This is a genomic window from Burkholderia sp. LK4 (assembly GCF_001043615.1).
Classification (GTDB): domain Bacteria; phylum Pseudomonadota; class Gammaproteobacteria; order Burkholderiales; family Burkholderiaceae; genus Burkholderia; species Burkholderia cepacia.
In genome coordinates, this window is record NZ_LDUL01000034.1 from 74,240 (window position 1) to 87,428 (window position 13,189).

Annotated in this window: 13 protein-coding genes and 4 pseudogenes; 5 read left to right on the forward strand and 12 right to left on the reverse strand. The window is 61.5% G+C overall.

Annotated elements, in window-relative coordinates; genetic code table 11:
- Positions 1-11: 11 nt before the first annotated feature.
- Positions 12-1,428 (reverse strand): annotated as a pseudogene (locus tag VK92_RS18600) (IS3 family transposase).
- Positions 1,337-1,813 (reverse strand): SDR family NAD(P)-dependent oxidoreductase, encoded by a 477-nt coding sequence (locus tag VK92_RS43530; RefSeq protein ID WP_423064343.1) that lies wholly within the window; start codon positions 1,811-1,813, stop codon positions 1,337-1,339. The pseudogene VK92_RS18600 and the gene VK92_RS43530 overlap by 92 nt, the downstream one beginning before the upstream one ends.
- Before the next feature lie 159 nt (positions 1,814-1,972).
- On the opposite strand from VK92_RS43530, the gene VK92_RS18605 reads away from it, so the two are divergent.
- Positions 1,973-3,241, forward strand: coding sequence for an alginate lyase family protein (locus VK92_RS18605; protein WP_197094495.1), 1,269 nt, complete (start codon positions 1,973-1,975; stop codon positions 3,239-3,241).
- 65 nt (positions 3,242-3,306) lie between these two features.
- On the opposite strand, the pseudogene tnpC reads toward VK92_RS18605, so the two are convergent.
- From tnpC to VK92_RS18635, 7 genes and pseudogenes are all read right to left on the reverse strand, one after another.
- Positions 3,307-4,886 (reverse strand): annotated as a pseudogene (gene tnpC, locus VK92_RS18610) (IS66 family transposase).
- A 30-nt stretch (positions 4,887-4,916) separates the two neighbouring features.
- Positions 4,917-5,249: an IS66 family insertion sequence element accessory protein TnpB gene (gene tnpB, locus VK92_RS18615; RefSeq protein ID WP_165589095.1), complete on the reverse strand. Its 333-nt coding sequence runs from the start codon at positions 5,247-5,249 to the stop codon at positions 4,917-4,919.
- Positions 5,246-5,776 (reverse strand): transposase, encoded by a 531-nt coding sequence (locus VK92_RS18620; protein ID WP_048027071.1) that lies wholly within the window; start codon positions 5,774-5,776, stop codon positions 5,246-5,248. The genes tnpB and VK92_RS18620 overlap by 4 nt, the downstream gene beginning before the upstream one ends.
- Before the next feature lie 42 nt (positions 5,777-5,818).
- On the reverse strand, positions 5,819-5,989 hold the full coding sequence (locus VK92_RS42515) for a hypothetical protein (RefSeq protein ID WP_197094496.1): 171 nt from the start codon (positions 5,987-5,989) through the stop codon (positions 5,819-5,821).
- Positions 5,986-6,207, reverse strand: a complete 222-nt coding sequence (locus VK92_RS42520) for an SDR family NAD(P)-dependent oxidoreductase (RefSeq protein WP_053077822.1) — start codon at positions 6,205-6,207, stop codon at positions 5,986-5,988. The genes VK92_RS42515 and VK92_RS42520 overlap by 4 nt, the downstream gene beginning before the upstream one ends.
- Positions 6,208-6,323: 116 nt before the next feature.
- Positions 6,324-7,334, reverse strand: coding sequence for an aldo/keto reductase (locus tag VK92_RS18630; RefSeq protein ID WP_048027673.1), 1,011 nt, complete (start codon positions 7,332-7,334; stop codon positions 6,324-6,326).
- 172 nt (positions 7,335-7,506) lie between these two features.
- Positions 7,507-8,418, reverse strand: a complete 912-nt coding sequence (locus VK92_RS18635; protein WP_048027072.1) for a LysR family transcriptional regulator — start codon at positions 8,416-8,418, stop codon at positions 7,507-7,509.
- Between the two features lie 179 nt (positions 8,419-8,597).
- Between VK92_RS18635 and VK92_RS18640 the strand changes: the two genes are divergently transcribed.
- Together VK92_RS18640 and VK92_RS40250 are read left to right on the forward strand one after the other, a co-directional pair.
- Entirely contained in the window at positions 8,598-9,425 is an 828-nt protein-coding gene (locus VK92_RS18640) for a carboxymuconolactone decarboxylase family protein (protein ID WP_338390906.1), read from the forward strand.
- A 32-nt stretch (positions 9,426-9,457) separates the two neighbouring features.
- Positions 9,458-9,676, forward strand: a pseudogene (locus VK92_RS40250) (DUF2255 family protein); the annotation flags it as partial.
- Between the two features lie 18 nt (positions 9,677-9,694).
- On the opposite strand, the gene VK92_RS42990 reads toward VK92_RS40250, so the two are convergent.
- Complete coding sequence (locus VK92_RS42990; RefSeq protein ID WP_231616461.1) at positions 9,695-10,183, reverse strand: acyl-CoA dehydrogenase family protein; 489 nt, start codon at positions 10,181-10,183, stop codon at positions 9,695-9,697.
- Between the two features lie 101 nt (positions 10,184-10,284).
- Here VK92_RS42990 and VK92_RS42995 point away from each other — a divergent pair, with 101 nt between their 5' ends.
- Positions 10,285-10,488 carry a hypothetical protein gene (locus tag VK92_RS42995; RefSeq protein WP_231616462.1) on the forward strand — a complete coding sequence of 68 codons (204 nt, stop codon included), beginning with the start codon at positions 10,285-10,287 and terminating at the stop codon, positions 10,486-10,488.
- On the opposite strand, the pseudogene VK92_RS43535 reads toward VK92_RS42995, so the two are convergent.
- Both VK92_RS43535 and VK92_RS18650 read right to left on the reverse strand, forming a co-directional pair.
- Positions 10,404-10,709 (reverse strand): annotated as a pseudogene (locus VK92_RS43535) (acyl-CoA dehydrogenase family protein); the annotation flags it as partial. The gene VK92_RS42995 and the pseudogene VK92_RS43535 overlap by 85 nt on opposite strands.
- Before the next feature lie 144 nt (positions 10,710-10,853).
- Positions 10,854-12,146: an acetyl-CoA hydrolase/transferase family protein gene (locus VK92_RS18650; protein WP_082163752.1), complete on the reverse strand. Its 1,293-nt coding sequence runs from the start codon at positions 12,144-12,146 to the stop codon at positions 10,854-10,856.
- A 416-nt stretch (positions 12,147-12,562) separates the two neighbouring features.
- Between VK92_RS18650 and VK92_RS43005 the strand changes: the two genes are divergently transcribed.
- Positions 12,563-12,955 carry a hypothetical protein gene (locus VK92_RS43005; RefSeq protein ID WP_226143604.1) on the forward strand — a complete coding sequence of 131 codons (393 nt, stop codon included), beginning with the start codon at positions 12,563-12,565 and terminating at the stop codon, positions 12,953-12,955.
- The last annotated feature ends 234 nt before the right edge of the window (positions 12,956-13,189 follow it).

Sequence of the window (13,189 nt, forward strand, 5' to 3'; positions counted from 1 at the left end):
CTTGGACTGGTTTATGCCGCGAGTCCGAGGCGCTCCCGGTATTCGAGCGGACTCAGTGAGCCAAGCGAGATCTTAATCCGCTTGGCGTTGTACCAGCTGATGTAAGAATCGACCGCCTCGATGAACTGCTCGATGCTTGTAGCCTGCCAGGTCCGAGGATGGAACAGTTCCGTTTTCAATCGGCCGAAGAAACCTTCGCATGCCGCATTGTCGGGCGAGCAACCTTTGCGCGACATCGAGCGAATCAGCTTCGCATCGCGCATCCGTGAGAGCCACCCTGGCCAGCGATAGTGCGCACCGCGATCGGAGTGAACCATTGGCTGGTGTTGGCTGTTGGCCACTGTCTCGATCGCTGCGTCGAGCATGGTATTCACAAGCTCGGCGTCCGGACGCGTGCTGATCGACCAACTGACAACTAGCCCATCAAAGCAGTCGATCACGGGCGATAGATACACCTTGCCGGCTGGAATCTGGAAGTCCGTAATGTCGGTGAGCCACTTTTTATTCGGCGCTGCCGCCCGGAAGTCGCGATTGACGAGGTTTTCTGGCGCGGGGCCTATTTCGCCTTGATAGGAGCCGTAGCGACGCCGGCGGGCACTGCCAGCGGCCAAGCCTTCTTGCCTCATCAAACGTCGAACGACTTTCTCCGATATGAAGACCTGCTGCTTACCGAGTGCCGCGCGTATCCGGCGATAGCCGTAGCAACGGTAATTGAGTTCGAAGATGTTCGTGATGACGCGACGCACACCAGCATACTTGTCAGCGACAAGCAATCGTGCGCGATGGTAAAAATAGGAACTGCGGGCAAGACCCAATACGGCGAGCAGTTCTGGCAGTGCATGGATTTGTCTCAGGGCATCAACCAACGTCGTCTTCTCCCGATTGCTCAGGAGCCGCGGGTCGATGCCCAGGCCTTTTTTTAACAGTTCATTGGCCTTCTTCAGGATGTCGCGTTCGAGTTCCAGCTGCCGTATGTCGCGTCGAAGCGATTCCAGCTGCTGCTCCAGTTCTGCCGGCTCAGGGGCCGATGCCAGATTCTTATGGCGTTTCATGGATGCCGGAGCCTCTCGACCGAGTAGCTTATTTTTCCAGTTGTATAGCGTCGGCCTGCTCACGCCTATCTTTTCCGCGATCACGCGTGCACCTTCGTCTCTGGTGCACAGCTCAATGACCGCTGCCTGCCTCAACACTGGCGACGACGGCACATTCCGAGCATTGCTGACAAGACGCTTCCGAATATCGGGGCATAGCTCGTAGACCCACGCGGCCAGCACTGCGCGACACGGATACCCCAGTGCTCTCGTGGTCCCGATAGCCCGCCGGCAAATCGCCAACCTCAACGAACGCACGGTACCACCGTGCCAAGTTCTTGCGCGAAGGATATCCCAGCTCGCGAATAGTTGCCGCTGCGCTCCTGCCGTACTTGATGTAGAGCTGAACCGCTCGAACGCGGTCTTCGTATGAATACATGAACTACCTCCAAGGTAGTCCAAGATTTTGTCCGCACCCCCGAGCCGCATTCTTGGATTCGTGCGCCTCGCGATCGCGCCGCATATTCGAGCGCCGCGATCTTCGTGAGCCCGAGCACGCCATGATTCGCCGCGTGGTAGGTGCCTCGCTCAGCACCGCCGACAAGACCTCCGAGCGACGAGCAGTTGACGATTGCGCCGCTTCCCTGCTTTCGCATCTGCTGCAACTCGAACTTCATGCAGCTCCAGACCCCGCGCAGATTGATCGTATGCGGTCCGTAAGCGACGCCTGTTAGATCGGTATGCGCAGAAACGGAATGAATCTTCTCGGGATGACGGACAATTCCTTACGGTATGCTTATTGTCAACCGTAGCGACGCGAGGACCGTTCATACGTTACCAAGCGGCTTTCTCCATGCGGCCCGTTCATCGTACGCCGGTTCCTGTTCGAATCCATGCTGGTTCTTTCTTGGCAAGACCGGCGCAACCATTATCGGAGCCATATGGCATCTCATCAGCCCTTGCGAGCAGCAGCCACGATTCCCGTTCTTTGCATCGTGATGCTTGGGGGATGCACCGCCACGACGCAGCACCATACCGGCGTGACCGGTTCATACCAGCCATACACCGATGCGCAGCCGAAGCCCGCGCCCAGCGCCCGCGTGGCCGGCGCACCTTTTGTTCACCCCGGCCTGCTGCATACGGAGCGCGATTTCACGCGCATGCGCGAGAACGTCGCCGCGCGGCGGCAGCCGTGGTTTGACGGCTGGCAGCGCCTGGTTGCCAACCGGCATGCGTCGCTCGACTGGAAGCCGAATCCGCAGCCGGCCGTCTATCGCGGACGCAACCCCGACCACGCAGAGAATTACGCCACGCTCTTCAACGATGCCGCTGCGGCCTACGCGCTTGCACTTCGGTGGAAGATCACCGGCGACGACGCCTACGCGCAACACGCCATCGAAGTCCTGAATGCGTGGTCGCGCACGCTAACGATGATCGGTGGCAGTTCCGACAAGTTCCTGGCTTCCGGTATTTACGGCTACCAGCTGGCGAACGCCGGCGAAATCCTGCGCACGTCCCCACTGTGGCGCGCCGACGATTTCCGGCGCTTCCAGTCGATGATGCTCAGCGTGTTCTATCCCATGAACCACGACTTCCTGGTGCGGCACAACGGCGCAAAGATCGACCACTACTGGGCCAACTGGGATCTTGCCAACATGACATCGATGCTGGCAATCGGTGTCCTGACCGACCGTCGCGACATCTATGCCGAGGCGGTCGACTACTTCAAGCATGGCGCCGGCAACGGTTCCATCGAACACGCAGTGTGGAAGCTGTATCCGGATGGGCTGGGCCAGGTTCAGGAAAGCGGGCGCGATCAGGGGCATACCATGCTCGATATCACGCTGCTCGGGGCGTTCTGCCAGATGGCCTGGGGCCAGGGGGACGATCTTTACGGATATGACCACAACCGGTTCCTGCGCGGAGCCGAATACGCCGCCCGATACAACCTCGGGAAGGACGTGCCTTACACGCAATACACGAACAGCGACGTCACGCAGCCCGTCATCTCGCCGGATGAGCGCGGCGACGGGCGCCCGATCTGGGCACTCATCTACAACCATTACGTGGTGCTCAAAGGGCTTTCCGCGCCGGCAGTCGAGGCTTTTGCCCGCAAGGTCGCGCCGGAAGGCGGCGGTGGCGATTACGGTCCCAACAGCGGTGGCTTCGATCAACTCGGATATGGTACGTTGACCTATACGCTTAAATGACGGCCAGCGCGGAAGGCAATTATCCGGTAGGGTGTGGCTGGCGTAACAGGAGGCGTGATTTGTGATCAGCGGAGATCGGCCGGCATCTTCCATGGAAGCAGCGCATCGTAGTCGTCGGCGGTCTTCGCTCGTGGCAGACGCTGGAACAGCCAAGTGAGGTATCGGTACGGATCGATACCATTGGCCTTGCAGGTCTCGACGAGCGTATAAAGATTGGCACTCGCGTTTGCGCCGTCGACGGTGTCCGAGAACAGCCATCCGCGGCGCCCAACGCAGAACGGGCGAATCGCGTTTTCGCATGGATTGTTCGAGATGGGCCAGTCCCCATTCTCGAGGTAGCGGATCAACTTCGGCCATTGCGCGCGCAAGTAGGTCAGTCCCTTGCCGAGCAGGCTTTTCGGTACGACGCCGGCTGACTGCTCGAGCATCAGCGCGTGGATAGCGTCGAGTACGCGTGCACTGTAGCGTCGTCGCAATCGCTGTCGTCGCTGCGACGGCCACGTCTCACTACGTGTCTCGGCAGCGAACAGCTTTCCGATCAGCTTGATGAAGCGTGTCGCAAGCAGATCGGGCGTGCGCGCTGCCTTCGGTACGCTGTCCTCCGCTTTGACGAAGTACCGTCTCACGTGCACCCAGCATCCAAGGTGCACGAGCTGGTGACGTTGAGCGATGTCGTTGTAGGGCTCGTAGCCGTCGGTCATCATGACCGCGCCTTCGTGGATTCCGGTGAACAGCTTGTCGGCCAGCTTGGTGCCGCGCCCCGGCGTATAGGTGAAGCAGCGGATGGGGACACCCGAACCGGTCATTTGCGCCCAGAGGTAACTTTTCGTTTGGGGCGGCGGCCTTCCTCCTTCAGCACCTGGAGCGTCGTCTCGTCGCAGTAGATCAGCTCGGCATCGAGTAACGCATCGCGCATCAGGTTAATCACGGGCTGCGTCGCGAGGCCAACGCGGACCATGCTGGCGGCGATCGTGTTCGACGAGATGTCGCCGCCGAAACGCCGCAGCAGGCCGGCCTGGCGATACAGAGGCATGCCGAACTGGTACTTTCCGGTGGCAATCCACGCGAGTGCTGATTCGCTCAACAGTCCGCGAGGGATGATGCGCGGCGGCGCCGGCGTGACCTTGATGCCGAGATCGCAGCACGGACACGCGTATTTGACGCGCTGGTGCTGGATCACGCGAAGCTGCTCGGGGATCACATCGAGCTGCTCGCTGATATCCACGCCGAACTCGACAAGCGCGTACCCATCGTTTGCGCAGAAACGTTCAGCTTCGGGCAGTTCGTGTCGCACGACGTCGCGCGGCAGGTTGGGATCGAGCGGTTTGCGGTGGCCGCGCTTCTTGCGCGTATGCGCAGCGACCGTCAATTCCGGAGTGTCTTCCTGCGCCGGCGTCGCGTTTGTGCCCAGCGCTTCGGCTTCATTGAACAGACCTAGCTGTTCCGAGGCTCGCGCTTCGCTTTTGGCGCCGAACAATTCGTGTCGATAGGCGCGCAGCCGCTCCTCGGCGAGATCGCGTTCCGCCGTCACGAGACGCAGCGTGCCGCGAACTTCTTCATGCTCGCGTTGAAGCGAACCATACGCTTCGCGTATCGCGAGCAGCGCGGCAAGTTCGTCGGCGGTGATGGTGACCTGGATCGGCATGCCGATTCGACAGACATGCCGATCCCGCGTTCAACTGACGCGATGATATTCGCGTCTCGGATGCCGCTGGATCGTGGTAATGTCATCACCGTCGAGCAACGCGTGCAGCAGGTCCGTCGTCATCGTCACGACTTCGGTTTTCTTGTCTGGCCAGGTGAAGCGATCGGCCTCGAGGCGTTTCATCAGCAGCCAGAAGCCGTTCCCATCCCAGCCGAGGATCTTGATGCGATCACGACGCCGATTGCCGAACACGTAGAGCGAAGCATCCATCGGGTTCAGTCGCATCGACTGTTCGACGAGAATCGACAGGCTGTTCATGCCGTAGCGGAAGTCGACCGGATCGCGGTGCAGGTAGACCTTCAAGCTTTCGTCGAGCCGGAACACGGCATCCTCCCCAGGATCTGAACCAAGGTCGTCAGTTCGTCGACGGTCGCGATAGCCTTGCCGAGCTCAATCTCGACACCGTTGGATAGACGCACATGCAACGCGAGCGTCATCGATGCTGAGGGTGGTGTGGGCGATGTCAACGACGGCGCCGAAACGACCGGCACGAACGCAGATGGTGGTGCAGTGGCCGAAATGCGCTTGAGCGAACCTGGGTGATCGATAGCCACGCCATCGATCACCTCAACGGCGGGGGGCAATTCGCGCCCGTCAGCGTCGTTATCTTGCGACGCAGGCACGAGGCCTTTCTCGCGCTCGAGCAGATACTTCGAAATCCACTTGCGCAGCAGGTTGGCGTTGATCGCGTGCTCCTGCGCCAGGCGAGCCACCGACACGCCCGGGCGTAACGCCGCTTCGACCAATGCGCGTTTGCCCTTCTCGTCGTAGCGGCGACGGCCGTCGCTGTTTTGACGAACCACTCTCAACTTAGAGTCTTTGTCAGCCATAGGTGTCCACCTCCCAAATAGGTGGACACCTATGCTCCTCGCTCAGAGCGCCGCTGGGTAGACGCCGATAATGGAGCGCTTACGATTGATCGACATGACACGGTCATAATCGTCTCGCCGAAAATCTGCAGTTTCAGCGAGAACATTTTGCACACTGGCGTTGTTGTAGGCGACATCGCGTCGACCGAAAGCCGACACGGTTTGCGCGATCATTGTTTGCACCTGGCGTCATCGGACACATCGCACTGCACAGCAAGGGCTCTGGACCCTTGGGTCCTCAACGCGTCGACGGCTGACTGCACTGCTTCGACGTTCCAGTCTGCCAGCACGACCACGGCTCCCAACGAAGCGAACGCCTTTGCCGTCGCGAGACCCAACCCGGAGCCCTCACCCGTGAGGAGTGCGACCTTGTTTTCAAAAGTGATGTTCAAGACGCTTTCCTCTGCCCGGTACGGATACGGGCGCCAGCAATGATGTGCGTTGCTCCTACGACGGGAGCTGTCACATATGCACCTGTTCGGCATTCGCGGCGATCCGCACGGACGGATCAACCGACGCGTCGGCCTTCAACCGGATAGTTGGGATCGGTGTAGCCGGGAGTCGACGCATGGCCGGGCGGAACCAGACTGTCGACGAACTTTTCATCATCTGCTCCCAGTTGTAGCGTCAGTGCGTCCTTATAGCTGTCCCATTGCGCTTCCGTGCGCGGCCCAGCAATGGCAGAACTCACGAGCTTATTGCGGAGTACCCATGCGATCGCGAACGCAATTAAGGTGGTATCGCGCTCAGCGGCGTGCGCCGCGGCCTTCTGCGCGATGGCAAGCGACTCAGGACGCCACTCGGTCTGCTGGATGCGCTTGTCGCCGCGTGCAACGCGCGAGTCGGACGGCGGTGTGCCATCGATCGCATATTTGCCAGTCAGGATGCCTCGCGCGAGCGGGCTGTAGGGCACGACGCCGATGCCATAGTGTCCAGCCGCAGGCATCAGTTCGAGTTCGGCGGTACGGTCGACCATGTTGTAGACCGGCTCGATCGCAACGGGGCGATCAATGCCCAACTGATCCGCAAGCCGCACGATCTCCGCGATACGCCAGGCGCGGAAGTTGGACAGACCGAAGTAACGCACCTTACCCTGTCGAATGAGGTCGCCAATGGCACGAACCCCTTCCTCCAGCGGTGCGTCGACGAGCGACCGATGGAAATAGAGAACATCAATGTAGTCTGTGCCGAGGCGCTTCAGGCTGGCGTCGACCGTCTGGCAGATCCATTTGCGTGACTGCCCCTGCTCGTTTGCACGAGCGTTCGCCGAAGCCGGATACCCGAATTTGGTCGCCACGACCCAGTCGTCCCGACGCTCTGCGATCGCGCGACCGACGATTTCCTCTGATCGACCCGCGTGATAGACGTCAGCGGTGTCAAGAAAATTGACCCCTTGATCGAACGCCTTGTCGATGATCCGGCGAGAGGTTGCTTCGTCCGTTTCGCCTCCAAACATCATCGTCCCCAGACACAGGGGCGAAACCTTCAGGGCGCTGCGCCCCAGATATCGGTAGTCCATTCTGATCATCTCCATGCAGGCTGCGCCTGCCGTTACCGTTGCGCGCACGCCGTGAAGGGACGTGCCCACTGACGCCAGTCGCGCCATTTGCATGGAACATGGTAGAGCGGAGGTATCTAGCGGTAAAGTACGTAAAACGGCAAAACCTCATGAACCACATTCATGAATTCGACTATTCGCGGCCCGGATCGCCCTTGCGATAGCGGATCGCGTCGATCACGACAGTCAACGCGCCTGAGAACTCACGTCGGGTCGCATAGCACGCGTGCAGCCCCGGGAAAGTGGGACACCATTCATCCAATACTTTCACGAGGCGACCTGCTTCGACGTGCGGCTGGGCAAGATCCGCGGGAACATATGCCAGACCGTACCCCGACAACGCCGCAGCCAGCATCTGGTAGGTCCCGTTGAAAGCGAGTTGTCCATCGACGCGAACCTGCACCTCACGACTGCCTTTCCTCAGCTCCCACGAGTAGAAGCCACCCAAAGTCGGCAATCGAAGATTGATGCAGCTGTGTGCGGTGAGATCCTGAGGCTTTTGGGGCAACGCGCGTGTCTTCAGATATTGCGGCGCACCGACAATCGCCATGCGCATTGCTGGCGCCAGCCGAACGGCGATCATGTCCTTCGCCACCTGATCGCCGTGTCGAACCCCGATGTCGTACCCGTCGGCCACGATGTCCGAGAGGCCATAGTCGGTGATGATTTCCACCTTGAGATCCGGATAGTCATGCAGGACCGGTGACAACCTGGGCCACAGGATCGTCTGTGTCGCGTAGTCGGTCGCGGTAATACGGATCGTGCCTGCTGGTTTGCCGCGTAACTCCGACACTGCCGCCAGTTCGGAATCGATCTCTTCAAAGCGGGGTGCAATGTTCCGTATGAGGCGTTCGCCCGCCTCAGTCGGCGCCACGCTGCGGGTCGTGCGGGTGAGCAGTCGCATACCCAGCCGGGCTTCAAGCGCCCGGATGGTATGACTCAGGGCAGATTGGGATACACCGAGCTGCGCTGCGGCACGCGTGAAACTGCGCTCGCGCGCGACGGCGATCAGCGCAAGAAGGTCGTTGTAGCTTTCGCGACGCATTGATGAACTCGAGTCATAGGTGTTTGCCGATTCTATCGCCTAGTCGCATGCAACGGGGCGCGCTAGATTTCGGGTATGGCGCAATGCTTATCTGCCCCTGCTGCCTACGGCGCGATTTCTGGCCAAATGAGAGCGCCTTGCAGCGCCGTTGAGCGGTGTCGCGGTGATCGAATGGTTCAATGTGGGCGGAACTGATGGAGTACACGCCGATGAGGATGTTTGTTGTGGCGATACTGTCGTTGGCGCTCGGCACTTCGGCCTGCTCGCAGCTAGAAAGGAAACCTGAAATGACCAGTCTGGATCGCTCAACATCCGCGACATCGTTTGCCGCCATGAGCAACGTTTCGCCTGCCTTGGAGCACTATACGAACGCTGTGGTGCTCGGTGATCTGTGGAAACGTCCGCAGTTGTCTGCACGGAATCGAAGTGTCGTGACGCTCTCGGTGCTGATTGCCCGCAATCAGAGCACAGAGTTGCCGTTTTACCTCGATCTCGCGCTCGACAGTGGACTGAGGCCCAGCGAGATTTCAGAAATCATCGCTCACCTCGCCTTTTATTCCGGTTGGGCCAACGCCACCGCTGCTGCGCAAGTGACGAGTGCCGTATTTCAGAGACGTGGAATCACTGTAGAGCAGCTGCCGCCCGCGACAGTCGAAATGCTCCCGCTCGACAAGGCTGCGGAGGCCCAGCGAGAAAGCACGGTACAGCAGAATTTCGGCTTGGTGTCGCCAGGGGTCGTTCAGTTCACCCGCGACACGCTGTTCAATGATCTGTGGTTAAGACCCGGTCTGGCACCAAGGGATCGCAGCCTTGTCACCGTGAGCGCTCTGGTCGCAACAGGACAGGTCGCGCAACTCACCTATCACCTGAACCGCGCCATGGATAACGGCTTGACCGCGGAACAGGCGTCGGAAGTCATGACGCAGCTGGCCTTTTATGCTGGCTGGCCAAATGTTTTTACAGCGCTCCCCGTCGTGAAGGACGTTCTTGCGCGACGCCCCGGTTGATTTCCCACCACCCATCGTGCCGAGGTATTCGAATGACATCATGGTCAAAGGATGGCCTTGCGGCGATCGCCTCGAGCGACGATCTTTATGTGCGAGCCTACAACGGGCAGGCGTCCCGTTGGTATCAGGCTGCATTGCAGAAGCGGGCTGGCAGAATTCGCGTTGCCGGCATGACGCAAGACGTGGGCTTTGAGCCAGTGGCAGATGCTCTGAATGACAGCATCGACGACGCATACGGGATCAAATACCGCAACCGCCGCTATCTCGACTCAATGAAAAGCCGGCAGGCACGTTCTGCAACGGTAAAGATCTCCCCGTGCCTCCCGACTGGAGCGAACGTGGCGACCGGCCGCCATCCGCGCCGCGCGATAGCACAGCAGGCGCGCTGCATCGACCTTGGTCTGGCAGTCGGCGAGCAGGTGGCGGATCACCTGGAAGTCGTACAGCTGATGGTCGAACTGGATGCGGTCGTGCGCGTAGCGCGTGGCCGTCGTCACGGCCTGCTGGGCATTGCCCGTGTAAGCTGCCGCCACCGCGCAACGCTCGAGTTCGAGGTGTTCGGTGATGATCTTCCAGCCCTGCCCCTCTTCGCCCAGCAGCGCATCGGCCGGCACGCGCACTTCGTCGAGGAAGATTTCGGTCGTGCCCGTCGCATGGCGCGACAGCGTCGGCAGCTTGTTGATCACCACGCCCGGCGTGTCGTTCGGGATCAGCAGCACCGACAGGCCCTTGCGCTTGTCGTCCGTGCTGGTGCGCACAGCATCGCGATCGCGGTGTCCTTCGCGGCCGCGCCACTGCACCGAGCTTCTGGCCGCTGACGATCCAGTCGCCGTTGGCGTCGCGGCGTGCGCGCGTTTTCGTGTTCGCCGCATCGGAACCTGCATCGGGCTCGGAGATCGATACCGAAAAACGGATCCTGCCGTCGATGAACGCCTGCACGTACTTTTTCTTCTGCTCCGGCGTGCCGAACTTGGTGATGTTCATCGCAGTGAACGTCGGCACCAGCACCGAGCACGCGAAGTCGAAACCGAACTTGCCGAGGCCTTCGGCCATCAACGAATAATCGAAGATGTCGCCACCCGAGCCGCCCTCTTCCTCGGGAATCAGCAGGCCGAGCCAGCCCTGCTTCGCAATCTTTTCATAGGCCTCGTACGGGTAGTCGCGATTCATGTCGCACTTGCGCACGTATTCGACCGTGATCCGACAGCAGCATGCAGCAGAACGGCACCGGCCCGACGCCGCCCAGTTCCACGATTCTGATTCCCGCAAGCGGCCCGTTTGCATTGCCCATCTTGATCGTCTCCGTGAACATTTTGTTTTCAGGGTACGCGTGTCGGGCGATCCGTCCAATTTCGATTAATCGAATCGGCACTTCGGGCGGATCGAAACGGCGGGTCGCGCGGGAGGCGATGCGTCGCGCGGTCCCGTTCAGCCGAGCGCGTGGGCGTCGCGCTCCAGCCGCTCGCGATGATCGGGATGGGCGATGGCAATCATCTTCGGAATGCGCTGCGCGAGCGACAGGCCGCGCAAATCGGCGATCCCGTATTCGGTGACGATCACGCACGCATCGCTGCGCGGCACCGTGACGGGCCCCGACAGCCGGTTCACGATGCGGCTGTGCACGCCCGCGGTGGAAGGCAGCGCAACGACCGGCACGCCGCCGCGGCTGGCCTGTGCCGCGCGCAGGAAATCGGCGACGCCGCCGATCGCACCGACGTACGTGCCAACGGCGACCTCGGCGTTGATCTGCCCGGTCAGGTCGACCTCCACCGCCGAATTGATCGCGACGAAGCGATCGATCCTGCGCAGCACGTGCGGATTGTGCGTGTATTCGGTACCGCGCAACTCGAGCGCGGGGTTGCGATGCGCGAAACGGCGCACGTGCGCGGAGCCGATGATGACGCCGCCGACAGTGACGCCTGTGTCGATCGTCTTGCGCGCGTTCGTCACGATGCCGGCTTCGCACAGCGTCGCGATGCCGTCGCCGATGCTGCCGCTGTGCACGCCCAGGTCGCGCTTGTCGTGAAGCGCGGCCATCACCGCATCCGGAATCGCGCCGATGCCCGTCTGCAGCGTCGCGCCGTCTTCCACGAGCGATGCGACGTGCTGCCCGATCGCCTGTTCCACCGGCCCGGGCGCTGTCGATACGGTTTCCGGGAACGACGCGTCCGACGCCACCAGCAAATCGATGTCGGCTGCGCGCAGGTAGGTCCCGCCATAGGTCCACGGCACGTCGGGGTGCACTTCCGCGACGATCGACCGTGCATGCTTCACCGCTTCGACCAGGTACTCGCGCGCGAGCCCGAGGCTGTAGCGGCCGTGCTCGTCCGGCGGCGAGACCTGCAGCATCACGACGTCGATCCGCAACGCGCCGCTGCGGATCAGCTCCGGCAGTTGCGAATAGTGCGCGGGGAGAATGTCGAGCACATTCGCGCGCGCGAGCTTACGGTTCGCGCCGCTGCCGCAGTAGGCGAGGAAATCGAATGCGTCGGCATGTTCGGGCGCGAGTATGTCGGCGAGGCCGATGCCGAGAAAGAGGCGAATCCGCTTCAGGTCGTGCCGCTGCGCGACCAGCGCGCGCATCAGCGTCACCGGCTCGGCGTGCGACTGGCCCCACATCACCGTGTCGCCGGGGCGAATGAGCGTGGAAAGTGCGCGGCCGTCGCCGCCCTGGCGGGCATCGGCCGAACCGCCCGGAATCGCGAGTTCTGCGTGGTTCATGAATGGACAAGGTCGAGGGTCACGTCGCACGCGCCGGCGTCGTTCACGTGATCCGGATGCGTCGTCGTGACGGATTGAAGTGCTCGTGCGTCGCGCCGGCGTATCGACGGGACATCCGGATAGGCGTCTCTCCCGGAACGAGCCCGGCCGCCGGACGATGCGACGCTCATCGGCATTCATCGTGTGCGGCGCACCGGGGAGCGTCAACGCGATGCCGGCGGTTGTTCCGTACCTCGGAACGCCGGCGTCGAGCCTTTTCGTCCGGCACGCATGACCCGTCCGGCGGGCCGGATTCCACATTCCCGACCTGCTTTCCGAAGTACGGAATCATCGGGCAAGCGGTATTGACGGCGCGACGGTCGAACCGACACTGTTGGCGCTACGGCATGGTTGGGTCGTGGTGGAAAGCGTGGTCAATGGTGGCTTCGTCGGCGATCCGCGCGACACGATGCCGGAATCGACGGGCCAGCCTGGCTCATCGCGAGGCTCAGACAATGCAGAAGCGACGAACCGAGAATTACTTATCGAGCATGATGGGCGCGCGCGCGGCAGCGCGTGACAGCGCCAATGCGGAAGACGCTGCGCTGTGGCGATGGTTCGCCGCGTTGCTGGACGAGCGGCGGATACGCTGGTGCCACAGCGGACGCGGATGGCTGGTCAGCGTCGATCATCGTCACGTCGCGACCGGCACGCAGTTCGACCAGGCGATGCGGATCGCAAAGGAAAACGTCGAAGGCGGCGGCACCGTGCGCATTGATGCACCGTCGGCATCCGCCGAATCCGGACGAAGAATTCACCTCGTGAAGTAACGACGGCTTCGAACGCGCTGCACGATCACCCTTCCACGATCGGTCGCAGGCATGCATACGCCGGCGATCGATCTCCCCCACATCCCCCACGACATATCGCTCGCAACGCCGCACAATCGCGGCAAAATGCGCTCGGGACCGCGCGCTGCGGCTTTACCCTTAAGGGTCTCCACGCGGGGCGCAGGGCCTCGCGGCACGCCAGTTTCACTGCACGGAATCGGATCGCCAGACCGA